Here is a 25,276-nt window from a genome sequence, read left to right on the forward strand (position 1 = left end):
AGGTAGTATCTTTTTGTCTTTTTTTCGTACTTTGTTTCAAATAAACTTCGAGACCCTAGGCTCGAAGTTTAGCAATGAGACTCGCTTTTGCGAGGCTGCTTGCGTCCTCAGTTACTATACAGCAAAGTCTATTTCTAGTTCTCCTCAAAATAGTCAACCAAGTCTTTCACTACGCCACTTCGAACAATCGTATCAATTTGCTTCAACGCAAAATAAACACTACTTGCACTTGAAGAACCATGAGCCTTCACTACAGGAGCCTTCAATCCAAATAAAACAGCTCCACCAAATTGAGAATAATCCAAAGTATTTTTCAATGAACGGAAAGTGTCCTTTAATAATAAAGCACCGAGTTTCCCCTTAATACCTTGACTTAAAATATTTTCCTTTAACAAACTCATCATTGTTAAAGCAGTACCTTCAATCGTTTTTAATACTGCATTTCCCGTAAAACCATCTGTTACAACAACATCTGCAATTCCATTTAAAATTTCCCTTGCTTCAACATTTCCGACAAAATTAATTGATGAATTTTCTTGAAGAAGTGGATAAACACTTTTTACTAAATCATTCCCTTTACCTTCTTCAGTACCATTATTTAATAAACCAACTGTTGGATTTTCAATATTTAATACATATTTTGCATAATAAGAACCTAAGACTGCAAATTGTTCTAAATTTTGCACTTTACATTGAGCATTTGCACCCACGTCCATTAAAATAAATTGACGATTCTCTTTTCCAACAACTGGTAATACTGGCATTAATCCTGGACGATCAATCCCTTTAATACGACCAACAATTAATAAACCACTTGCAAGTAATCCTCCCGTATTTCCTGCTGAAAATAGAGCATCTGCTTCCCCATCTTTCACAGCTTGAGCTGCAACTACCATAGAAGCATCTTTTTTTCGACGAACTGCCTTAACAGGTTCATCTTCACTCGTTACTTTTTCACTACAATGAATGATTCTAATATTCGGCAGTGTTTCTTTCATCACTGCTTGGATACTTTCTTCATCTCCATATAATTGAAATTCATTTTCTGGATATTCTTTTGCTGCCTGAATAGCACCTGCTACAATTTCTTTTGGAGCGTGGTCTCCACCCATCGCATCAATGGCAATTTTAACCATTTAAAACTTCCTCCGTTTCACGACTTGTTTGTTCGATAAATTCTTGTATTTCTTTATAAGCTACACTGTCCTCTTCTTCGATAACAAATGTAATAGCATCTTCTCTTGCTTGTTCTAGTATATCATAATCTTGTACAATGTCAGCCACTTTAAACTCTGGGATTCCTGATTGTCGTAATCCAAAAACGTCACCTGAGCCACGTAATTCTAAGTCTTTCTGACTCAGGTAAAATCCATCTGTTGACTCACACATAATTTGCATTCTTTGTTTTCCTTGCTCTGTTTTAGGCGATGCAATCAAAATACACATAGAAGCATATTCACCACGTCCTACTCGTCCTCTTAACTGATGTAATTGAGCTAATCCAAATCGATCCGCATCTAATATGACCATAACAGTAGCATTTGGTACGTCTACACCTACTTCAATTACGGTTGTAGAAACTAGTACTTGTACATCGTTCTTCTGGAAAGCAGTCATAACACTTTCTTTTTCATCACTTTTTAAACGTCCATGTAATAATCCTACTGACAAACGATTTTCAAATCGTTTAGAAATCATTTCATAAATTTCAGTCGCATTTTGAACATCTAAATTTTCACTTTCTTCAATTAAAGGAGAGATGACATAAGCTTGTCTGCCAGCTTGAACTTGTTTTTCAATATAATCATATACTTTTTCTAACTCTTGTTCTTTAACCCAAAAGGTTTGAATTGGTTGTCGTCCTTTAGGAGCTTCTTTTAAGATGGATGTATCCATTTCTCCAAAAGTCGTAATGGCGAGTGTTCTTGGAATTGGAGTTGCTGTCATTTGCAACACATTTACTCCTGTTCCTTTTTGAGCTAATTGTGCTCTTTGCTTCACTCCAAATCGATGTTGTTCATCAATGACAATAAACGCTAAATCGTGATAAATGACATCTTCCTGGAATAAAGCATGAGTCCCCACTAAGAGTTGGAGTTCTCCCATTTCTAATTGCTCTAATAACTGCCGTCTTTCTTTTAAAGTTGTGGTTCCGGTAAGTTTTCCAACTTTTATTTCTGTTTCTTTTGTTAAAGCACAAATAGTTTCGTAATGTTGGTCTGCTAATAATTCTGTTGGAACCATTAAACATGCTTGTTTTCCTGTTAAAGCAGTCGCTACCATCGCAATTGTAGCAACAACTGTTTTCCCACTTCCAACATCTCCTTGTAATAATCGACTCATTTCATACGGAGCTCTTAAGTCATAGCAAATTTCATTAACTACTTTCTTTTGTCCTTCAGTTAGTGTAAAAGGTAAAGTTTGAATAAATGCCTTTAATGCATTATTTTCATATAAAATACTTTGTCCTTGTTTTGAATGGTGTCTCTTCTTTTTTAAGCTTTGTAGTTTTAACTGATAACAAAATAATTCTTGATACACTAATTGCTGTCTAGATTGTTTTGAATGATATTCATCTTTTGGAAAATGCATTCCTTCCACAGCTTCTGGATGAGATAGTAATTGTCTTTTTTTCTGAATGGAAGCGGGTAGCGGATTCGGAATATTTTCTTTATACAGTGGTAAAGCTGTTTGAATCAATTTCAACAATGTACTTTGTCGAATGGATTTATTTGTTCGGTATACTGCTTCAAAATTGGACGTTTCCTCTATATCTTCTTTAGTTGAAATAATTTTCATTCCCATTAAAGTGGAGCGTTTGGCATCCCATTTTCCAAAAATAATACATTCTTGATGTTGGATTAATTTATTTTTCAAATAGGGTTGGTTAAAAAAGGACACTTGGATAACTTGTTCTCCAATCGCCATTCGGCAGGAAATTCGGTTTTTCTTAAATCCATAATAGTGAACGACTGGTTCTGTTACAATAATTCCTGCTAATGTCACTTTTTCTTGATCCATGATGGTCGAAACATCTCTTACTTGAAGGTCTTCATAGCGAAATGGAAAATGTGTTAATAAGTCATAGATGGTATCAATTCCTAAGTCATGTAATGGTTCCATTCGTTTAGGTCCGACACCCGATAAAAATCTTACAGATTGAAATACTGTTTTATCCATTTCTTCACCTCCAAACATTCTATTCTTTTATAGTTTAGAGAGGAAAAGACATACTGTCAACTATTGTTAAAAGGAAAATAGACAAGAAAATTTTATAGTAGCAAGGGACGGTAGCAGACCTTACGGTCTCATACCTAAAATTCGAGCCTAAGGTCTCGAATTTCCCCTGTAATATGAGCAAATCCATTTGGCTCATATTACTTTTGCTACTATGGAATTTTCTTGTCTATTTTGACGGATTCTTTCATTTGGACGTTTTCGATGATTTGCGGTTTCATCTATTGATACTTCTGTTTATACTATTCCTATCAAAAAAAGACTGGACGTTTTCCATCCAGTCTTTCTAATATTCTATTCTACTGCTAATAAATAGGCATATACAGGTTGTAAACCTTCGTGTAATTCAACTTCAATATCTGGGAAATGTTCTTCAACATAAGAAACAATTTCTTCTGCTTCAGATACTTCTACATCTTCCCCAACTAAAATTGTTAAGATTTCAGATTCATCATTTACCATTTTAGCAATTGTATCAATTGTTGCTTGTTTACGATCTGGTACACTAATTAAAATTTTACCATTTACAATACCCATGAAGTCATTTTCTTTAATATCTACCCCATCGATTGAAGTATCACGAACGGCATTTGTAATTTGACCACTTGTCACTAATGACAATTGTTCTGTCATAGCTTCTTGATTCTCTTCAAGACTAGCTTGTGGATTAAACGCTAATAATGAAGATAAGCCTTCAGAAATTGTTCTACTTGCTACAACTGCTACTTCTGCATCTTCACTAACTTCAGCAGCTTGGTTTGCAGCCATTAAAATATTTTTATTATTTGGTAAAATAATAACTTTTTCAGCATGAGCTTCTTTTACTGCTGCTAAAATATCTTCTGTACTTGGGTTCATTGTTTGACCACCATTAATAATCGTTGTCACACCCATGCTCTTGAATAATTCATGAATTCCTTCACCCGCAGCTACAGCAACAATGCCATACTCAGCTTTTGGAGCAACTGCTTTTACTTTCTCAGTATAGTCAGTTTTTAAAACTTCCTCATGTTGCAAGCGCATATTATCAACTTTCACTTTCATTAATGAACCAAAGCGTTGTCCATAATTCATGACTTCACCAGGACGCTCTGTATGAACGTGAACTTTAATAATTTCATCATCCGCTACAACTAATAAAGAATCTCCTAATTCATTTAAGTAATTACGGAATGTATCGTAATCAAAAGTATCTACTACTGTTTCTCCTTCACCGATACGTACCATAATTTCAGTACAGTAACCAAATTGAATATCTGCTGTAGAAGCATGTTCATAATCAATTCCACTTTCATGATGAGCTACTGAACTTAAATCAATTTTATTCGTTGATAATGCTTGTACTGGAGTAGCTTCCCCGGTTAAAGCTTCATAAAATCCATTATAAATAAATACTAAACCTTGACCCCCTGAGTCAACCACGCCAACTTCTTTTAATACAGGTAATAAATCTGGAGTTTTATCTAATGATTTTTGAGCTCCACGTAATACAGAACCCATTACTTCGATAATATCATTTGAACGTTCTAATTTACGAACGCCTCTTTTAGCAGATTCACGGGCAACTGTTAAAATTGTCCCTTCAACAGGCTTCATCACTGCTTTATAAGCTGTTTCAACCCCTTTTGTAAATGCTTCTGCTAAATCTTCGCCTGTTAATTCATCTTTTCCTTCAACTGCTTTTGAAAAACCACGGAATAATTGAGATAAAATAACTCCTGAATTTCCACGAGCACCCATTAATAAACCTTTTGCTAAATCTTGTGCCAACTCTCCTACTGTTTGAGCAGAAGAATTTGCAACACGCTCTGCACCAGACTTAAATGAAAGACTCATATTTGTACCAGTATCTCCATCTGGAACTGGAAATACATTCAACGAATTGACAAATTCAGCATTTTCACTTAAACGTGCTTCACCAATTTCTACCATTGCTCGAAAATCTTGAGCCGTAATAATATTTTTTGTTACCATTGATTCTTATATCCTCCTGACACACCATCAAAGCTTACGCTTCAATGATTTTTACTCCTTGAACATAAACATTAACAGTGTTCGCGGAAAATCCTAACATCGTTTCTAAATTGTATTTTACTTGTTCTTGAACATTGCGACAAATTGCAGAAATTTTAGTTCCGTAACCTACGATAATGTATACATCAACAGCTACGCCTTCTTCCTCTTGACGAATGACTACGCCACGAGAATAGTTTTCTTTTTTCAAAATTTCATTTAAATTATCACGAATATGATTACGGCTGGCCATTCCAACAACTCCATAGTTATCTGTTGCTGCACCACCAACTACAGTAGCAATAACTTCATTGCTTAATTCAATTAACCCTTGTTCTGTTTGAATTTTGACTGTCATTTTAGTAACCTCCTTAAAATTCGTACAATCTATTTTTTACAGACTGTTCGATGATTCTTTATTATTTTATCATAAATGATGAATTTTACCTAACCTTTTATGCATGAAAATGCGCTACCAAAATAGATTTTAGAAAAAATTATACTTTATCTTGGACTCTAGCTTGCATTATACCTTCAACTATGATAAATTATTTAAGTATATGATTTAGTTTAAGAATTATATCAGCTGATCAATGATTTAAATTAAAGGAGGAGAATGACCATGGCTAAAGTATGTTATTTCACTGGACGTCGTTCTGAAACAGGTAACACTCGTTCTCACGCTTTGAACGCTAACCGTCGCACTTGGAAACCAAACTTACAAAAAGTTCGCGTTTTAATCGATGGAAAGCCTAAAAAAGTATGGGTTTCAACTCGTGCATTAAAATCAGGTAAAGTAGAACGCGTTTAATTTACACAAATAAAAAGACTGGACAATGTCCAGTCTTTTTTCTTTTATTTAATATAAGTAAAACTTTTTCCGATAATAACAGTTGTTGTCAAATTATGGAATACAGCTAATGTACTAGGCGTTAATAAATTAAACAAACCTAATCCCATTAGAGAAGTATTTACCCAGACAGTCGTATTCAAGTTTCTTCCTAATTGTTTTTGCAATCGTGCAGAAATATCATCTAAAACAAGAATTCCAGATAACGTTTCTTCTAAAAATACAATGTCACTAGCTTGTCTAGCAATATCTGATGAACTTGCCATCACTACTCCAACATTTGCTTTTGAGAGAGCTGCTGAATCATTTAGACCATCACCAATCATAAAGACACGATGTCCTTTATCTTGTAAATCTTGAATCACTTGGTGTTTTTGTTCTGGTTTCACTTCTGTATACACTTCGTCAAATTGAATCAGCGAACAAATGGATTCTGTTCGTTTCTTCGTATCCCCAGTTAATAAAATAATATTCTTTCCACGTTCTTTTAACGATTGTAAAACTTCAATCGTTTCCGGACGCAATGGAGTATCAATTAAGAAAATCGCAATTAATTCTCCTTTATAGCCTAAATATAATAGGTGATACCATTGAGTATACTCTTCAATAATTCTAGCTTGTTCTTCAGAAATTTCCACGTGATGTTCATTCAACAATTCTAAACTACCAATAACAACTTTTTCACCATCGATTGAAGATAAAATTCCTTTAGAAGCAACATGCGTTAATTTACCATGCATTTCTTCATGTTCAACTCCATCATCTTCTGCTTTTTGCACTACTGCACTCGCAATTGGATGATAAATATGCTCTTCTAAACACGCTGCAATTCGTAATACTTCTTCCTCTGAATAACCACGATAAGGTAAAATCTTTTGAATTTTTGGAACCCCTGTTGTTAAAGTTCCAGTCTTATCAAACACATAGGTATCAATCATTGGATATTCATCTAGTGAACTTGAACCTTTTACAACAATTCCTCTTGTAGAAGCTGCTTTAATAGCTGTTAAATACGTAACTGGTGAAGATAATTTCAAGGCACATGAATAATCGACTAATAAGAAGGTTAATGCTTTTTGAACCGATCTTGTTAATAAATAGGTCACTGCCATTCCTATGAAATTATATTTCACCAAGCCATCTGCTTTTTCTAACAATTGCTTTTGTTGTTTTGACTGATGTAATTCACTTGTTTTCATTAATTGAACAATTTGTTGTAAACGTGAATTTTGTTCAGCATTCGTAACTTTTACTAATAATTCACCTTGTTCTACAACCGTATTGGCAAAAACAGTATCTCCAATTTTTTTAGACACTGGGAAGGCTTCTCCAGTTAGTGAACTTTCATTTAAAAATCCACGGCCAGATACAACTGTTCCATCAAAATAAATCTCTTGTCCTTCAGTAGCAACGAATACATCGCCCACTTCTACTTGATGACTTAACTTTTTGAATCGTTCTCCGTCTTTTTCAATCCATAATTCATAAATATTATTTTTTAGATTTTTCTCTAAATCTTCAACGGATTTCTTTTGAGACCATTCATCTAAATCATCTCCAAGATTTAATAAGAACATAATCGTATCGGCTGTTTTACGATCACCCATTGCAATAGATGTTACAATCGCTACAAAATCCAAAATACTCATGGATAATTTCTTTTCTAAAACAGATTCAAATGCAGCTTTTCCAAATTTCTTCATTTTCCATAATAACCAGAAAATTTTTAATGGTTGTGGAATCAATACATTTGCGACTATTTTACGGTAAATATGGGAAGCTACAATATCCACAGGTGACACTTGAGCATCCACTGTAAAATCTCTTTGTTTTTCATTTAAAGTAGTCACCTCTAAATGATCTAAGAAACGATAAACACTTGATTCATGTCCTGTTTCAAAAGTAAATGCCACATGCTTTCCATCTTTATAACAAATGATTTGCGTAATTTCTGGAAATAGTCTTTTTTCTTCTTCTAAATACAACTGAACAGCAGCTGTACATCTAAAAGGCACTTCCAAACGCACTCTATTTTTTGATTGAGCTTTAATTGTAATTTTCATTATTGTTCACTTGTTTCTACTGTTGCTAAGTTAGCTGCTTTTTCTTCAACATATAAGTCATTTGCTTCAGCTAATACATCATCTGCATGTTGTTTCAATTGAGAAACTGTTGCATCTAATCCATCTTTTAATTTATAAGATACTGCTACAGCTTTTGCAGCAATATGTTTTGTGTCTTTGTTCGCTAAAACTTTAAGTCCTAATGAACCTACTACAACTCCACTAACAAAAACGCTTGTTTTTTTAACGAATTTTCCTAATTCTAATACTTCTCTTAACATAAAAAGACCTCCGATATATATACTTTTTTTGAACCTTCAAGAGACTCATATATAGTATATCTCATTTTACAAAAAATTCAACTCAAAAAAAGAATCACACTTCTATATTTATAAAGAAAATAAAAGTGTGATGTAAGTTTTATTCTTTTTAATACAGAATTAATTCCGAATCATCTCCAAGAATCTCTTGTTTGCCCCACAATGATTCCACCCGACTGAAATGAAATTTCCATTTTTTCGTCGATAAATTCATTACTAATCAATGCGATTGGAAAATCATAATCTTGATGATTCAAAGGATATTTCACCTGTTTTAACGTTAATTGTTGAACAGGACCCGTTGAAATAAACGATAAATAGTTTGTATTCGCTATTTTATGAATGACATAATCTCCTGGGGTTAAGAAAGAAATATGATTCCATTCATCTTCTAACGAAAGAAACGGAATTAATGCTTGTAATTCTGGACGAAACATAGTCCATAAACAACTAATGGCATGATCCACTCTTCCCCCAAAAGCTCCTAATACATGAACCTTTTTTTGAGGATATGACTTTGCAATCCACATTAATGCTTCTTCAAAATCTGTAAAATCTTTTTCAGAAGGAAATTCAATCATTTTTGAAGTATAATTTTTTAAAGCTTCTTTATCCTCTAGTGAAATCGAATCGAAATCTCCAATTGCTAAATCAATCGGTAACTCTTCCTCCATTAATTTCAAACAGCCACCATCTACTCCAATAAATTGAAATTCTTGGCTATCTTTTTGCTGAAGCTTCTGATTTAACCATCGTCTTATAGCTCCTTTATCTAATGGCCCTCCAATGACTACGATTATTTCCATACCCAATTCCTCTTTTAAGCTTCTTTAATAGAATCAATCGCCTTTTTAATATCTTCTGCATAGTAAACATATGAACCTGCTACTGCAACGTCTACTCCTGCCTCACGACATAATTTAGCTGTCTGACTATTCACTCCACCATCTACTTCAATTAAGTATTGATAGCCGTGTTCTTTACGTAATTCTACTAATTCTCGTACTTTATCTAATGTTTCAGGAATAAATGCTTGTCCACCAAATCCTGGGTTCACAGTCATCACTAGTACTAAGTCAACCATTCCTAATACAGCACTAATGGCACTCACTGAAGTTCCTGGATTAATCACAATCCCTGCTTTTACTCCTTCAGATTTAATCAATTGCAAGGTACGATGAATATGATTAGTTGATTCAATATGAACTGAAATATAGTCCGCACCCGCTTTTGCAAATTCCTTTACAAAACGTTCAGGTTCTTGAACCATTAAATGACAATCTAATGTTAATGTTGTAATGGGACGAAGTCCTTCAACAATATTTGGTCCAAGTGTTAAGTTAGGAACGAATTGACCATCCATTGCATCGATATGAATCCAGTCTGCCCCTAATTGTTCTACTTTTTTAACGTCTTCTCCTAATGTTGCAAAATTTGCACTTAAAATAGAAGGTGCTACTTTCATGTTTTTGACTCCTTTATAACGATTATTTTTTTCTTTGATAAATTGGTTTTCTTTGGCTAATTTCTTCATAGAAATCTTGATAATGGTCATATCTTTCTTGCCAAATTTTCCCCTCTTTTACAGCTTCTTGTACGCCGCACTGAGGTTCATGTTGATGAGAACATTCTCTAAATTTACAATGAGTAGAGTATTCTTCAAATTCAGGAAATAAATGTGGAAGGTCTTCTTTTTCCACACCAATAAAGTCTACCGTACTAAATCCAGGGGTATCTGCTATCCAAACTTCTTCTACTTCATGTAAAGAAACTTGTCTAGTCGTATGTTTTCCTCGCCCTAGTGCGCTAGAAATTTCTCCAGTTTCTTGATTTAATTGAGGAATTAATTGATTCAACATGGTTGACTTTCCAACCCCAGATTGCCCTAAAAAGACAACTAGTTTCCCTTTATAGGAAGCTAAAAATTCACTTTGGTGATCTTTTACTTCTGAAGAATACCATACTTCATATCCAACTTCTTGGTATTTCTTCTTCACTGCTTCTAAACGTTGTAATTGTTCTTCAGTTAATAAATCTACCTTCGTAATTAATAAAACGGGTTGAATTTCCATTCCTTCTAAATACACTAAAAATCGATCCACTAAATGCGTTGAAAAATCTGGTTCCACAGCAGACATCACCACTACGCCAATATCTACATTTGAAACAGGTGGACGAACTAAAGCATTTTTCCTAGGATGAATTTTCTCTAATACTCCTTCTTCCAGAGTATCACTTGTAAAATCCACAATATCTCCCACCAATGGAGACTGCCCTCTTTTTCTAAAAACTCCACGTGCCCGAGTTTGGTACACTTGATGTGAGGACTCGATATAATAAAAGCCACTTAAGGCTCGAATAATTTTTCCTTGAGGCATAATCGCTCCTTTGTTTTTTGTTATCAGTTACATTATAAAGATTTTCCAAAGAAATTGCTATGCTTTATCCTTAAATTCATAAAAAAGAAAAGAAAGCAGAATATCAGTGATAGTTCACCTTCGACATCTACTTTCTTTACAAAATTCAGTAAGCAATTGAATTATTATTAGGATTTCTGAATAGAATCACGAAATACCTAATTCCTTATAAATCATTCTCATAAAAATTCTACTACTCTCTTAATCCATCCCACAAAACAACTCGCCCATCCTGCAAGGACTTTTGTACATCAATAATTCTTTGATTCGAACTTCCTCTAAATTGCAATGTTAAATCTCTTTTTTTAATATCAAATCGTCCATCTACTAAAATATCAAGTTCTTGTAGCAACGCTTTTTTATCAGGTGTTTCTAACTGTAACTCTTCCCAAGTATAGCCTGTCCATGACCAAATATCTTTAGAATGTCCATAAACACTTCGTAATTTACGAACTAAGGATAGGCATACTTGAGTATTTAAAAAAGGTTCTCCACCTAATAGCGTCAATCCCTGGCAATAACTAGCTCCAATATCTTGAATAATTTGTTCTTCTAATTCTTCTGTATAAAGAATTCCCGTATTAAAATTTTGTGCTTTGACATTATAACAACCTTCGCAAGCAAATAAACAACCACTCACATATAAGGAACAACGCACGCCTTCTCCATCTACGAAATTATAAGGCTTATAACTAGCAATTTTCCCTTTAGAATATTGCTCGCTTGTCCATTCCCCCGGTTTTGGAAACTTCATACCCAATCCTCCTAATTTCTTAGATTTCGTTCATTAGAGAGATGTTTAACGCGTGATTTAATTTCTTGGTGTCTTCCGTGAACCATTGGACGAGCTTGAGGATTTCCTAAATAACCGCAAGTTCGTTTAACGACATCACAAGTTTTTGGATTTCTATTTTTACATACTGGACATTCAAATCCTTTGGCAGTTGGTTCAAACTCCCCTTCATAGCCACATTCATAACAACGATCAATCGGTGTATTCGTTCCAAGATAACCCACTCTTTCATAGGCATAATCCCAAACTGCTTCAAGCCCTTTAGGATTTTGTTTCATAACAGGATATTCGCAATAATGAATAAATCCTCCTGAAGAATAATCAGGATAATCTTTTTCAAACTCAATTTTTTCAAATGGAGTTGGTGATTTTCTCACATCATAGTGGAAACTATTCGTATAATATTCTTTATCTGTAATATCGGCTACATCCCCAAATTTTTCTTGATCTAATCTACAAAAACGATCCGTTAAACTTTCACTTGGAGTTGCATAAACACTAAAATGATAGTCATATTCTTCCGACCATTCCTTTGTTTTTTCGCTCAATCGTTTCAAAATATTTAAGGTAAATTCTTTCGCTTCTGGATTTGTTTCCCAACAATTCCCAAAAAAGACAGTAGCCGTTTCATATAAGCCAATATATCCAAGAGATACTGTTGCACGACGATGTTTAAATACTTCATCTACCGCTTCATCATTCATCAATCGTTTTCCAAACGAACCATAGCGATATAAAATAGGCGCATTCGCTGATTTTGCCTCTTTACAGCGTTCTACCCGATACACTAATGCATCTTTACAAATTTGTAATTTTTCTTCTAAAATACTCCAAAATTGCTCTTTATCGCCATCTGATTCTAACGCAATTCTAGGAATGTTTAATGTTACAACTCCTAAATTCATTCTTCCATCCGAAACATCTTCGCCTTTTTCATTTTTCCAACCTTGTAAAAATGAACGGCAACCCATCGGCACTTTAAAGCTACCCGTAATTCTAACAATTTGTTCATAATTTAAAATATCTGGATACATTCTTTTAGTTGAACATTCTAAGGCTAATGTTTTGATATCATAATTCGGATCCATATTTTCTAAATTCACACCACGTTTTAACGTAAAAATTAATTTAGGGAAAATAGCCGTTCTTTGTTCTTTCCCAATTCCTTTGATTCTAACTTTTAAAATCGCTTTTTGAATTTCTCGTTCAAATAATGACATTCCTAATCCAAACCCTAATGTTGTAAATGGAGTTTGACCTTGAGAAGTATAGAGCGTATTAATTTCATACTCTAACGATTGCATGGCATCATAAATATCTTTTTTCGTTTTTTCTAATGCATACGCTTCTTGTTTTTTCTCTCCATCCACCCATTTTTTAGCATCTTGTAAATGTTTTTCATAATTCAACTTTGCATAGGGAGCCAAAACTTCATCAATACGATTAGCAGAACATCCTCCATATTGGCTTGAAGCGACATTCGCAATAATTTGCGCCATTTGAGCAGTAGCCGTTTGTATTGATTTAGGACTTTCGACATCTGCATTTCCAATTTTAAAGCCATGTTCAAACATTTCCTTAAAATCAATTAAACTACAATTCGTCATTGGTAAATAAGGATGATAATCTAAGTCATGATAATGAATATCGCCTTTTAAATGAGCATTGGCAACATGAGGTGGAAGCATTTTTAATCCAAAAGCTTTCCCTACTGTTCCTGCCATCAAATCTCTTTGCGTATTAAAGACTTCACTATCTTTATTTGCATTTTCATGAATAATACTCGCATCTCTTTGACTTAATTTCGTTAACCTTTGGGTAACATCCATTTCTTTCTCTCGTTTTTTATCCCATTCAATTCGAGTGGCCAGAAATTGATTCGCTAATACCGTTTCTCCTTCTTGTTTCAAACAATTCAAAACAATAGCTTCTATTTCTTCTGTTTTAATGATTTGTATCGCTAAACTTTCAATTTCTAATAAAATTTTTTTCGTAACTTCATCTAATATTTCTTTACGATTGCTTGAAAGTCCACCATATATACTTTTCTCTGCTTTTTCTATTCCATGAAAGATTTTTTGACGATGGAACGTCTCTACTCTTTCATCTCTTTTCTTTACAAGCACTACACTCAACTCTCACTCCTCCTTTACATTTTTATCATCTCTATTATCATACACCTATATATTGTGTTTTTCAACAAAAAATAAAACTATATATAGTATTTATTTCTATAAAAAAACTTCTATAGAAACTCTCGTCTCTATAGAAGTTTAATCTTAAACTCTCTACACTAATGAAGAATCTTACTATAATCATACTCCCTATGAATTTCTTCATTTTAACTTAGATAATTTTAATGCTCTGGCTTAATTTCTTTACCTGCTACGGTCGTTGTTTTCAATAAAGCCTGAAGATTTTCTTTCATGACTGAAATATAATTATCACCCTTATCCATTTCTTCTTTTGTTAAAGATTCTAATGGATTTAACACCTCTAACACTACTCCCGTTTCTGTTGCTAGAGTCTTCGCAATTTTTTCTGATGCATTTTCTTCAAAATAAATATAACGAATTTCATTTTCTTTAATATACTTCGTTAATTCAGCTAAACGAGCTGGTGAAGGTTCTGCTTCTGGAGAAATTCCTGCAATTCCAACTTGATTCAAACCATAATCTGTTGCTAAATATCTAAACGCTGTATGTTGTGTCACAAAATTCTTTTGTTTCGCATCTTTTAAAGCTGATGAATATTCTTTATCTAATTCTGTTAATTTTTCTAAATATGCTTGTGCATTTGTTTTAAATGCAGATGCTTTTTCAGGAAATGCTTCGCTTAATTGAGCTGTAATTTTTTCAACTAATAATTTTGCTTTTTTAGGAGATAACCATACATGTGGATCAAACTCATGTTCATGTTCGTCATGATGTTCTTCACCTTCGTGTTCATCATCATCTTCAATTGGCAATAACTCCATATCTTTTGTTGCTTTAATCTCTTTTACTTTAGAATCTGTTAAACTTTTCATCACAGTTGGAACCCAAGTTTCCATATTTTCATTATCATAAACTAAAGCATCTGATTGAGAGATTTTTGCAATATCTTTCGCCGTTGGATCATATTCATGAGGTTCAGTTCCGGCACTTATTAATAATGTAACATTCCCTTCTTCTCCAACGATATTTCTAGTAAAATCATACATTGGGAAAAATGTTGTCATAATATTTAATTTAGATTCTTTTTGAGGTTTTGTAGAAGTAGTTGGTTGAGAACAAGCTCCTAATAAAAATGCCGCTCCTAAAACTGCTACAATTTTTTTACTTACTTTCATGACCTTACTCCTCTTATTTTTTCTTTCCACGTTTCGCTTCATGAATTAATTTTAACGCACGTTTACGAGTTTTAATATTTGGACTTTTCATTTGTCTATATGCTGTTGCTAAATCTTGTTTCATTTCTTTTCCTCCATTACTGATTTTGAATTACCAGCTTGCTTTTACAACACCTGGGATTAAGCCTTTATGAGCTAAATCACGGAATTTAATTCTTGAGATTCCAAATTTTCTCATATAAGCTCTTGGTCGACCATCAACCATATCTCTATTTTTCACACGATTTGGATTTGAATTAATCGGTAATTTACGAAGTGCTTCATAATCTCCCGCTTGTTTTAATTCATATCTAAGTTGTGCATATTTTTCTACTAATGCTAATTGTTTTTGATGTTTAGCAATTTTTGACTTTTTAGCCATTTGTTCTCCTCTTTTCGTTTTAAACTTTACTTAAATCGTAACATTTACGTTTTATGATTATAGCAGTTCTTTTTTTGTTTTGCAATAGGTATTTTCTGTTTTTTTCAAAGAAAATGAAAAAAACTGTTGGCGTACCAACAGTTTTCATTTTCATTATTGTTTTAATCGACGATGTTTCGAAACACCAATACGGTTAATTGCTTTGTTCAATGCAATTTTCGCACGTTCTACTTCACTCTTAGAACAATTTTTATCTTGGATAATCGCTTCTGCTTTATCACGTGCTTGTTCTGCACGACCCACGTCAATATCACGTGCACGTTCGGCAACGTTCGCAATAACCGTTACGACATTATCACGTACTTCCATAATTCCGCCACCAATCGCAATATAATCAGTAGGAGAATCTTCTAAGAAACGTTTTACTCGTAATTCACCAATTTTTAACGGCAACATAATTGGCGCATGATTTGGAAGAATCGTAATTCCTCCATCAATGGCTTCTGCACTAACCGAATAAGAACGGTGATTATAAACTTTTCCTTCTGGAGTCGTTACGACGACTAAAAGTTCTCGATTTTCAAGCATGATTAATTACCTCCTCGGTAACCTGCCGCTTGTGCTTTTTTAAGAACATCTTCAATCGGTCCAACATTACGGAATAAGTCTTCAGGAATATCATCATATTCTCCATCAATAATTCCTTTAAAGCCACGTACTGTATCTTTAATAGGAACATATGAACCTGGTTGACCTGTAAATGCTTCTGCAACGTGGAAGTTTTGAGATAAGAAGAATTGAATTCTTCTTGCACGGTTTACAATAATTTTTTCACTATCAGATAATTCATCAATCCCTAAAATAGCGATAATATCTTGTAATTCACGATAACGTTGTAACATTTGTTGAACTTTCATTGCTACTTCATAGTGTTCTTCTCCTACAATGTCAGGAGTTAAAGCACTTGAAGTTGAAGCTAATGGATCCACCGCTGGGTAAATCCCTTGCTCCGTTAAACGACGCTCTAAGTTCGTTGTAGCATCTAAATGGGCAAATGTTGTAGCTGGCGCTGGGTCAGTGTAGTCATCGGCAGGAACGTAAATCGCTTGAATGGATGTAATAGATCCATCTTTTGTTGAACTAATACGTTCTTGTAATTGTCCCATTTCAGTTGCTAATGTTGGTTGATACCCTACAGCTGAAGGCATACGACCTAAAAGGGCAGATACTTCTGAACCTGCTTGAGTAAAACGGTAAATATTATCAATGAATAATAATACATCTTGTTTTTGCTCATCACGGAAATGTTCAGCAATCGTTAAACCTGTTAAAGCAACACGCATACGAGCTCCTGGTGGTTCATTCATTTGTCCAAATACCATGGCAGTTTTAGCAGATACACCTGACTCTTGCATTTCATGGTAAAGGTCATTCCCTTCACGAGTACGTTCTCCAACACCCGTAAATACAGAAATACCACCTAATTCTTCAGCGATATTATGAATTAATTCTTGGATTAATACTGTCTTACCTACTCCGGCACCTCCGAATAATCCAATTTTACCACCTTTTAAGTAAGGTGCTAATAAGTCAATAACTTTAATACCTGTTTGTAGAATTTCGTATTGGCTACTTAATTGTTCAAATTTAGGGGCTGGTTTATGAATTTCATCACGTCTAAAATCTTCAGGAAATTTCTCCCCTAAATCAATTGTATCCCCTAATACATTAAATACACGTCCTAAAGTTTCTGTTCCAACTGGAACACTAATCGTACGTCCTAAATCAATAACTTTCATACCTCGTTGAAGACCATCAGTTGATTCCATGGCAATTGTACGTACAGCACCATCCCCTAATTCAACAGCTGTTTCAAGCGTAATTGTTTTTTTATGCCCTTCACCATCTTCTTTGATAACATGTAGGGCATTGTGAATATCAGGCACGCCTTCTTCTAAAGGAAATACAACGTCCACAACTGGTCCAACAACTTGTAAAATTTCTCCAGTTCTCAAAAAATTTCCTCCTTTCACTCTTACTGTTCTTCTAGAGCTGCTGCTCCGCCAACGATTTCAGTTATTTCTTGTGTAATTTGTGCTTGACGACGTTGGTTTAAATCTTGTGTCAAATCACTAATTAAATCTCTTGCATTATCCGTTGCACTTCTCATAGCTGTCATACGTGAAGCATGTTCAGCTGCTTTTGCATCGATAATTGCCCCATAAATAAGAGATTCTGCATATTGAGGCAATAATGTTTCCATAATAATTTCTTTATTTGGCTCAAAAATATAATCTAACTCATATTCTTTCGCTTCATCTTCATCTAAGTCAATAATCGGTAACATTTTTTCAACACGATAATTGGATAATAATGCATTCACATGGTGATTATAACAAACATAAAATTCATCAAACTCACCTTGTCTAAACATTTGTACTGCGCTACTTACAATTTTACGTACTTCTTCAAATGATGGAATATCACTGACATCATTGATTTCTAAGCGAACATCAATTCCCATCTTTTTAAAGAAGCGACTTGCAGCTCCACCAATTGTTAAAATCACATACTCATCTTTTGAATCATGATCCGTTTGTAACATTTCGCGTGTTGCTTGGAAAATCGAAGAATTATAACTTCCGGCTAAACCTTGGTCTGATGAAATGACTAGATAACCTGTTTTTTTCACAGGTCTTTCAATTAATAAATCATGATAATCAATAAATGATTCTTCTTCATTTGAATCAATTTCTTCATCATTTTCTTCAATATCCTGTTTTTGTTCAGCATATAATAAATGCGTTACAACTTCACGAATTTTTTCGGCATAATCCTGATAACGACGAACGGCTTGTTCAGACTTAGCTAGTTTTGAAGCAGAAACCATTTGCATAGCACTTGTAATTTGACTTGTTTTTTTCGTTGAAATAATTCGCTTCTTCAAGTCGTTTAATGAAGACGCCATACAATTCACCTCTTCTTTCTAGTTCGCATTACTTTTAACCTTCGTATAGATGAATTTGTTTAAACTTGTCAATCACTTGGTAGAAAGCTTCTTCATCTGGAATTTTTTCTTCATCACGAATACTTGCTAAAATATCAGCATGTTCATTTTCTAAATGATGATACAATGCTTTTTCGAAATCTTTCAATCTTTCAATTGGAATAGAATCTAAGATTCCATGTGTTAATGCAAATAAAATCGATACTTGATGTTCAATTGGTAATGGTCTATGAACATCTTGTTTTAAAACTTCAACGGTTCTCTTACCACGATTTAATTTTTGTTGAGTTGCCGCATCTAAATCAGAACCAAATTGTGTGAAGGCTTCTAATTCACGGTAACTTGCTAAGTCGATACGTAATGTACCTGAAACTTTTTTCATCGCTTTAATTTGTGCAGATCCCCCTACACGTGATACAGATAATCCGGCAGATAGACCTGGACGAACACCTGAATAGAATAAATCACTTTCTAAGAAGATTTGACCATCTGTAATAGAAATTACGTTAGTAGGAATATAAGCAGAAATATCTCCCGCTTGAGTTTCAATAATTGGTAAGGCTGTTAAAGAACCTCCACCTAATTCATCATTTAACTTCGCTGAGCGTTCTAATAAACGAGAGTGTAAATAGAATACATCCCCTGGATACGCTTCACGACCTGGAGGACGACGAAGTAATAATGAAATTTCACGGTAAGCTGCTGCTTGTTTTGATAAATCATCATAAACAATTAATACATCTTTTCCGTTATACATAAATTCTTCTCCCATTGCAGTTCCTGCATAAGGAGCAATATATAGCATTGGAGCTGGTTGTGAAGCACTAGCAGATACAACTGTTGTATAATCCATTGCTCCATAACGTTTTAACGTTTCTACTAAAGCTTTTACAGTAGATTCTTTTTGTCCAATTGCGACATAAATACATAAAGTATCTTTACCTTTTTGGTTTAAAATTGCATCAATAGCAATACTTGTTTTACCTGTTTTTCTGTCTCCGATAATTAATTCCCGTTGACCTTTACCAATCGGAACTAATGCATCGATTACTTTTAATCCAGTTGCTAATGATTGGTGCACACTTTTACGTTGCATTACACCAGGTGCTTCATTTTCTACTGGACGACGTTTTGTTGTTTCAAGAGCTCCTAAGCCATCAATTGGACGACCTAAAGCATCCACAACACGACCAATCAAAGCATCTCCTACAGGAACGTCTAAAATACGACCTGTACGACGCACTGATTCTCCTTCATGGATATTTTCATAAGTACCAAAGATAATAACACCAACATCATTTTTCTCTAGATTTTGTGCCATACCATAAGTACCATTTGCAAATTCTACTAATTCACCAGCCATGACATTGGTAAGACCGATGACACGAGCAATTCCGTCCCCAATAAATGAAACTTCACCAATTTCTTCAATGTGTTGTTCCGCTTCAAAGGAATTAATTTGGTTGCGGATTCCTGCTGTGATATTACCGAACTCCGTATCCATTGTCTCACCCCTTCAATCCTGTTTGACTAATTTTCTTCTTAAACTGTTCAAGTTTATATAATAATGTTCCATCTAATAAATATTCTTTTGTCTTTAATTTCACTCCACCTATTACACTTGGATCAACTGTATTAACGAATGAATCATACTCTTTTCTCGTTTTCTTTTGAAAAGCTTCTGCAATACGATTGATTTGTTCTTCTGTTAGGGGAACTGCTGAAATCATTTCAAGTCGATTCGCTGAATAAATATCAAGAAAAGCTTCAATTGCTTCAATTAGATAAGCAGATTTATCAGGATGTAAATAAGATTTCAAATAATCTTGTGTACTTTGAGATAAATTTGAAACAGCTTCTTTTAATAATGACATTTTTTCTTCAACGGATACTTGTTCTAAATGCATTAATTGACGAAAGCGTGCAGTATTTTGAATTCCGTCTAATACTTCTTGTAATTCTTCTGTAACTGTTTTTAAAGTCCCGTCATACTTGACTTGACCATAAAAATGACTGGCTGCTTTGACTACTTCTTTATGAAATTTCACCATCAGCTTTCCAACCCTTCAATAAAAGATTCAATCACATCTTGATGTGTCTGCTCAGTCAATTCTTTATTTAAAATTTGGCTTGCAAGTTGAACAGATAAATCTACAATTTGATCTTGCATTTGCGCCAAAGCACGTTGTTTCATGGAATCTACTTCACGTTGTCCGTCTAATTTCATTCTAGATACGACATCTCGTCCTTCTTTAATCATTTCATCTTGCATTTTTGAAGCTGCTTCCCTAGTCGTATTTAAAATATCTTGACCTTTCACTTCTGCATTATGAATAATTTCTTTTGCATTTGCTTGAATTTCTTCAGCTGCTTTACGTTTCTTTTCAGCTTCATCTAAATCTTTACTAATTTTTTCACGACGAGCCTCTAATGTAGCTTCAATTTTATCCCAAGCGAAATACTTTACTAAAAATAGTAACAAAATAATTGAAATTAAGACAACAAGTGTATCTCCCAGAATAGTGCTAGCTGTTAACATATACTGAAACATCCATCATCCCTCCTTTTCAACAAATTTATCGAATAACTGATTATTTGATGAAAACTAGGATTAAAGCGATTAATACCGCGAAGATAGGCATCGCTTCGATTAAGGCTACCCCAACGAACATTGTTGAACGTAATTCATTGCTCATTTCTGGTTGACGTGTCATTGATTCAATTGTTTTTACGATAACTGCTTGGTTACCAAAAGCGGCTGCTAAAGCTGCCCCTGCTACTGCGATTGCTGCTGCTAATTCTGTCATAAGTAAATTCCTCATTTCTAAAAATTATTCATGTTCTACTTTGTGTGCAATGTACACCATTGTTAATGTACAAAATACATAGGCTTGAATAGCTCCGATAACTACGGAAAATCCTTGCCAAACAATTCCTAATGGAATTGCAAAAATATAGGTTAAGATACCAAAACTGGATGAGAACATCACAATTAATCCTAACAACACTTCACCTGCATAAATATTTCCGTATAGACGGAATGCAAGTGTAATTGTATTTGTAAACTCTTCAATTAATTTAATCGGTAACATTAAAGACATCGGACTCAAATAAGAGTTTTTAATATAGCCTTTAAATCCCATTTTTTGAACTCCAGAATAGTGTGCAATTAATGTCGTCATCAATGATAACGCCAAACACACAACTGGACTTGCTGTTGGAGAAGCAAAGTAACTATGTTCTCCATAATGGAAATAAATCACTAAACCGACTATATTGGCGATTAAAATAAATGAGAAGAGTGAAAATACATATAAGTAATATGACTTGCCCGTTTCTTCATCTACTGCACTGTTTACAATCCCTTTTGTGAAGTCCATCAGAGATTCAAAAACATTTTGCATCTTTCCTGGTTTCATAGAAACATTTCTTGCAGATACAATTGAAAAAATTGTTACTGCTAATAATGTTACAAGACAAGAAAGTAAGATTGGAACTGAAAAAGACAAACCAAAAAATTCTATCGTTTTTGGTAAAGCTTCCATAACTCATACTCCCTTATTTATTCCAAATAAAAAACTGACAATTTCCACCTATCGCATGCATTGCTTAAACGGTGATTATTGTCAGATTTCATGGCAATAGTCAGACGCAAAAGCGTGACTACGATTTTATTTATTTGGTTCCAAATAGGCGATCACCAGCATCGCCCAATCCCGGAAGGATATAGCCGTTTTCGTTCAATCGCTCATCTAATGCCGCAGCATAAATATCGATTTCTGGATGCGCTTCTTGAAGAACTTTTACTCCTTCTGGCGCTGCTACAAGACAACAAAACTTAATCGATTGCGGATGCGCTCCACGTTTTAATAACGCATCAATCGCAGCCACTGCCGATCCTCCTGTAGCTAACATTGGGTCAACTACAAATAATTGTCTTTCAGAAATATCTGAAGGCAATTTAACGAAATACTCAACAGGTTGTAATGTATCATGATCACGGTACATTCCGACATGTCCAATTTTGGCAGCTGGAATTAATTCTAAAATTCCGTCAACCATTCCTAAACCAGCACGTAAAATAGGAATAATGGCAACTTTTTTCCCAGCTAAAGTTTTTAGTGTTGTTTTCACTAAAGGTGTTTCAATCTCCACATCCTCTAATGGTAAATCTCTTGAAACTTCATATGCCATTAACATTGAAATTTCATTTACAACCTCACGAAAGACTTTTGTTCCACAATCTTTTTGTCGAATCATCGTTAATTTATGTTGGATTAACGGATGATCTAACACATGAAAATTACCCATCTTGCTTGCCCCTTCCATAATATATTTTCACTATTTGTTATTCTACAAAAAAAACAATCAAAATACTAGTATATAAATAGGAAAAAAAGAGTTTTTTCCTTAAAATTTCATTAAGAAAATAGTGTTTTCATTATTAATGTGACTGATTACATTGTGTTATTCATATAATGGAAATTGTTTTGTCAATTCTTGTACAGATTGACGAATTTCGTCTAATTTCCCTTCATCAGTTGAATGAGCTAGTGTTTCTACAATTAATTTTGCCACTTTTTTTGCTGCTTCTTTATCAAAACCACGAGTAGTAATAGCTGCTGTCCCTACACGAATACCACTTGTTTTCATTGGTGGCAATGGATCGAATGGAATAGCATTTTTATTCACTGTAATCCCTACACTATCTAATAATTCTTGAGCTTCTTTTCCATTCAAACCAGTAGAAGTAATATCTAATAATAATAAATGATTATCTGTTCCACCAGAAATTGGGCGAATACCACTTTCATTAAAGACTTCTGCCATTGCTTTTGCATTTTCAACGACATGTTCGATATACTCTCCAAACGCTGGTTGAAGTGCTTCATGGAACGCAACTGCTTTAGCTGCAATCGCATGTTCTAATGGTCCCCCTTGAATACCTGGGAAAATGGCACTATTAATTTTTTTCGCAAATTCTTGTTTCGCTAAAATTAAGCCACCTCTTGGTCCTCGTAATGTTTTATGCGTTGTTGAAGTCACAACATCTGCATATGGTACTGGATTTTGGTGTGCTCCTTTTGCAACTAAACCTGCAATATGCGCCATATCTACCATGAAATAAGCATCGATACTTTTTGCGATTTCACTAATACGTTTGAAATCAATTTCTCTTGGGTAAGCAGAAGCTCCTGCAACAATTAGTTTTGGGCGTTCTTTTTTAGCAATTTCTTCTAAAGCATCATAATCAATCATTTCTGTTTCTGGATTCAATCCATACGCAATAAAATCATAATCTTGACCGGAGAAGTTTACGCCCATTCCATGGGTTAAATGTCCGCCATGACTTAAATCCATTCCTAAAATTTTATCTCCTTTTGAAACAAGCGCTCGATAAGCCGCCATATTCGCTTGAGAACCAGAATGGGGTTGAACATTGGCATATTCCGCTCCAAATAATTCTTTTACACGATTGATTGCTAATTGTTCAATTACATCGACATATTCACATCCACCATAATAACGGCGATTTGGGTAACCTTCAGCATATTTATTTGTTAAAATGCTACCTTGCGCTCTTAATACAGCAGGTGAAACGAAGTTTTCTGAAGCAATTAATTCAATCCCCTGCTTTTGTCGCTGGGCTTCTTTTTCAATCGCTTCAAACACAAGTGTGTCTTCTTTAAACTGTGTCATTAGCTTCACTCCTTTTCTTCTATAGAATTATTCTAACATAGTTTAACAGTATCATCAAAATTAGTAACTTTTGTGTTCCACTATGCTAGAACATTCTTCTATCTTTCTTTTTTAGTAAAACTAGATGCTTTTTCTAAGCGATTCATATACGCCAATCCAGCGCCTTCTTTAACACTTGCCTGCGCTAAAATAATAGTCACATCGGTATGATCTAACGAACGCAAAGCATTAAATAAATGATGATTCATATCAGCAAGAGAATCTTTTTCGCCTAATGAATAAGACTCGCTCACATTTGATTTCACTTCATCTAAAATATTATCTGTTGCCATAACTGCAACTTTTTCACCTTGTTCTTGATATTCTTCAATGAGTGAATGCCAAAACTCTACAGAACCTTCCACCACAACAACAGGAGTAGTTGGAGCATAGTGACGATATTTCATCCCCGGTGACTTAGGAGTTACTTTTTCCCCCGTTGTTGTTTTCATATATTCCACTAACGGTCCAATAATTGGTTCTATTTCTTCTTTTGTAATCACTCCTGGTCGTAAAATAACGGGACCCTCTTCATTTGTTAAATCAATTACTGTAGATTCAACACCGACACTTGTATCTCCACCATCCACAATACCAGCAATTCTTCCGTCCATATCTTCCACCACATGTTGGACTCTTGTTGGACTTGGTTTTGTCGATTGATTTGCACTTGGTCCAACTAATGGAATTCCAACTTGTTCAATTAATGATAATGTCAAATCATGATTTGGCATTCTAAATGATACAGTCGGCAATCCAGCTGATAATGCCGGTGCATAAATACCAGGTTTCGCTTTTAAAATCATCGTTAATGGTCCTGGCCAAAAATGTTTTGCTAATAATTTCGCATTTTCTGGAAATTCTTCAACAGTATTGATGACTTGGTCTACAGAATGAACATGAACAATCAATGGATTATCACTCGGTCTTCCCTTTGCTTCAAACACTTTTAAGACAGCTTCTTGACTCATTGCAATTGCTCCTAATCCATACACGGTTTCTGTTGGGAAAGCGACAACTTCTCCTTCTTTCAATAAAGAAGCTGCTTGTTCTAATGTTTCTTGATGAAAAATTTGTGTTTTCAT

General features: G+C 34.3%; 25 protein-coding genes and 1 pseudogene. 1 reads left to right on the forward strand and 25 read right to left on the reverse strand.

Annotated elements, in window-relative coordinates:
• Nucleotides 1–134: 134 nt before the first annotated feature.
• The 4 genes from plsX to RWR88_RS03785 form a co-directional block, all read right to left on the reverse strand.
• Nucleotides 135–1,136, reverse strand: a complete 1,002-nt coding sequence (plsX, locus tag RWR88_RS03770; protein WP_314450731.1) for a phosphate acyltransferase PlsX — start codon at nt 1,134–1,136, stop codon at nt 135–137.
• Nucleotides 1,129–3,180: an ATP-dependent DNA helicase RecG gene (gene recG / locus RWR88_RS03775; RefSeq protein WP_314450732.1), complete on the reverse strand. Its 2,052-nt coding sequence runs from the start codon at nt 3,178–3,180 to the stop codon at nt 1,129–1,131. The genes plsX and recG overlap by 8 nt, the downstream gene beginning before the upstream one ends.
• A gap of 351 nt (nt 3,181–3,531) precedes the next feature.
• Nucleotides 3,532–5,211: a DAK2 domain-containing protein gene (locus RWR88_RS03780; RefSeq protein ID WP_314349266.1), complete on the reverse strand. Its 1,680-nt coding sequence runs from the start codon at nt 5,209–5,211 to the stop codon at nt 3,532–3,534.
• Between the two features lie 34 nt (nt 5,212–5,245).
• Nucleotides 5,246–5,608 carry an Asp23/Gls24 family envelope stress response protein gene (locus RWR88_RS03785; RefSeq protein WP_227930892.1) on the reverse strand — a complete coding sequence of 121 codons (363 nt, stop codon included), beginning with the start codon at nt 5,606–5,608 and terminating at the stop codon, nt 5,246–5,248.
• A 264-nt stretch (nt 5,609–5,872) separates the two neighbouring features.
• Between RWR88_RS03785 and rpmB the strand changes: the two genes are divergently transcribed.
• On the forward strand, nt 5,873–6,061 hold the full coding sequence (rpmB, locus tag RWR88_RS03790; RefSeq protein WP_298729524.1) for a 50S ribosomal protein L28: 189 nt from the start codon (nt 5,873–5,875) through the stop codon (nt 6,059–6,061).
• A 44-nt stretch (nt 6,062–6,105) separates the two neighbouring features.
• On the opposite strand, the gene RWR88_RS03795 is transcribed toward rpmB, so the two are convergent.
• From RWR88_RS03795 to RWR88_RS03895, 21 genes and pseudogenes are all read right to left on the reverse strand, one after another.
• Nucleotides 6,106–8,163 (reverse strand): heavy metal translocating P-type ATPase, encoded by a 2,058-nt coding sequence (locus RWR88_RS03795; protein WP_314450733.1) that lies wholly within the window; start codon nt 8,161–8,163, stop codon nt 6,106–6,108.
• Complete coding sequence (locus RWR88_RS03800) at nt 8,163–8,444, reverse strand: DUF6110 family protein (protein WP_314450734.1); 282 nt, start codon at nt 8,442–8,444, stop codon at nt 8,163–8,165. The genes RWR88_RS03795 and RWR88_RS03800 overlap by 1 nt, the downstream gene beginning before the upstream one ends.
• Nucleotides 8,445–8,614: 170 nt before the next feature.
• Nucleotides 8,615–9,289 carry a thiamine diphosphokinase gene (locus RWR88_RS03805; RefSeq protein ID WP_314450735.1) on the reverse strand — a complete coding sequence of 225 codons (675 nt, stop codon included), beginning with the start codon at nt 9,287–9,289 and terminating at the stop codon, nt 8,615–8,617.
• Between the two features lie 14 nt (nt 9,290–9,303).
• The gene (rpe, locus tag RWR88_RS03810) at nt 9,304–9,948 is read right to left on the reverse strand and encodes a ribulose-phosphate 3-epimerase (protein ID WP_314450736.1); all 645 of its coding nucleotides are present in this window, start codon (nt 9,946–9,948) and stop codon (nt 9,304–9,306) included.
• A gap of 22 nt (nt 9,949–9,970) precedes the next feature.
• Complete coding sequence (gene rsgA, locus RWR88_RS03815) at nt 9,971–10,861, reverse strand: ribosome small subunit-dependent GTPase A (protein ID WP_314450737.1); 891 nt, start codon at nt 10,859–10,861, stop codon at nt 9,971–9,973.
• A gap of 232 nt (nt 10,862–11,093) precedes the next feature.
• Nucleotides 11,094–11,654: an anaerobic ribonucleoside-triphosphate reductase activating protein gene (gene nrdG, locus RWR88_RS03820; protein ID WP_314450738.1), complete on the reverse strand. Its 561-nt coding sequence runs from the start codon at nt 11,652–11,654 to the stop codon at nt 11,094–11,096.
• 11 nt (nt 11,655–11,665) lie between these two features.
• A complete protein-coding gene (gene nrdD / locus RWR88_RS03825) occupies nt 11,666–13,828 on the reverse strand; it encodes an anaerobic ribonucleoside-triphosphate reductase (RefSeq protein WP_314450739.1) in 2,163 nt (720 codons plus the stop codon).
• 224 nt (nt 13,829–14,052) lie between these two features.
• A pseudogene (locus tag RWR88_RS03830) lies at nt 14,053–15,024 on the reverse strand (metal ABC transporter substrate-binding protein); the annotation flags it as partial.
• Nucleotides 15,025–15,037: 13 nt separating this feature from the next.
• Entirely contained in the window at nt 15,038–15,148 is a 111-nt protein-coding gene (locus tag RWR88_RS03835; RefSeq protein WP_227930882.1) for a putative metal homeostasis protein, read from the reverse strand.
• A gap of 27 nt (nt 15,149–15,175) precedes the next feature.
• Entirely contained in the window at nt 15,176–15,445 is a 270-nt protein-coding gene (gene rpsN, locus RWR88_RS03840; RefSeq protein WP_227930881.1) for a 30S ribosomal protein S14, read from the reverse strand.
• A 153-nt stretch (nt 15,446–15,598) separates the two neighbouring features.
• A complete protein-coding gene (locus tag RWR88_RS03845; protein ID WP_314349257.1) occupies nt 15,599–16,033 on the reverse strand; it encodes a F0F1 ATP synthase subunit epsilon in 435 nt (144 codons plus the stop codon).
• 2 nt (nt 16,034–16,035) lie between these two features.
• On the reverse strand, nt 16,036–17,460 hold the full coding sequence (gene atpD / locus RWR88_RS03850; protein ID WP_314450740.1) for a F0F1 ATP synthase subunit beta: 1,425 nt from the start codon (nt 17,458–17,460) through the stop codon (nt 16,036–16,038).
• A gap of 20 nt (nt 17,461–17,480) precedes the next feature.
• Complete coding sequence (locus RWR88_RS03855; RefSeq protein ID WP_314450741.1) at nt 17,481–18,413, reverse strand: F0F1 ATP synthase subunit gamma; 933 nt, start codon at nt 18,411–18,413, stop codon at nt 17,481–17,483.
• Nucleotides 18,414–18,447: 34 nt separating this feature from the next.
• Nucleotides 18,448–19,956 carry a F0F1 ATP synthase subunit alpha gene (gene atpA / locus RWR88_RS03860; RefSeq protein ID WP_314450742.1) on the reverse strand — a complete coding sequence of 503 codons (1,509 nt, stop codon included), beginning with the start codon at nt 19,954–19,956 and terminating at the stop codon, nt 18,448–18,450.
• 4 nt (nt 19,957–19,960) lie between these two features.
• On the reverse strand, nt 19,961–20,503 hold the full coding sequence (atpH, locus tag RWR88_RS03865; protein WP_314349255.1) for an ATP synthase F1 subunit delta: 543 nt from the start codon (nt 20,501–20,503) through the stop codon (nt 19,961–19,963).
• Nucleotides 20,503–21,003 (reverse strand): F0F1 ATP synthase subunit B, encoded by a 501-nt coding sequence (gene atpF, locus RWR88_RS03870; RefSeq protein WP_314349254.1) that lies wholly within the window; start codon nt 21,001–21,003, stop codon nt 20,503–20,505. The genes atpH and atpF overlap by 1 nt, the downstream gene beginning before the upstream one ends.
• 40 nt (nt 21,004–21,043) lie before the next feature.
• Complete coding sequence (atpE, locus tag RWR88_RS03875; protein WP_006703461.1) at nt 21,044–21,259, reverse strand: F0F1 ATP synthase subunit C; 216 nt, start codon at nt 21,257–21,259, stop codon at nt 21,044–21,046.
• Between the two features lie 24 nt (nt 21,260–21,283).
• Nucleotides 21,284–21,997, reverse strand: a complete 714-nt coding sequence (gene atpB, locus RWR88_RS03880; protein WP_314349253.1) for a F0F1 ATP synthase subunit A — start codon at nt 21,995–21,997, stop codon at nt 21,284–21,286.
• A 130-nt stretch (nt 21,998–22,127) separates the two neighbouring features.
• Nucleotides 22,128–22,763, reverse strand: coding sequence for a uracil phosphoribosyltransferase (upp, locus tag RWR88_RS03885; RefSeq protein ID WP_314349252.1), 636 nt, complete (start codon nt 22,761–22,763; stop codon nt 22,128–22,130).
• A 156-nt stretch (nt 22,764–22,919) separates the two neighbouring features.
• A complete protein-coding gene (gene glyA, locus RWR88_RS03890) occupies nt 22,920–24,152 on the reverse strand; it encodes a serine hydroxymethyltransferase (RefSeq protein WP_314450743.1) in 1,233 nt (410 codons plus the stop codon).
• Nucleotides 24,153–24,250: 98 nt separating this feature from the next.
• A complete protein-coding gene (locus RWR88_RS03895) occupies nt 24,251–25,276 on the reverse strand; it encodes an L-threonylcarbamoyladenylate synthase (protein WP_314450744.1) in 1,026 nt (341 codons plus the stop codon).

This window comes from uncultured Granulicatella sp. (assembly GCF_963528195.1).
In the GTDB taxonomy this organism is placed as follows: Bacteria; Bacillota; Bacilli; order Lactobacillales; family Aerococcaceae; genus Granulicatella.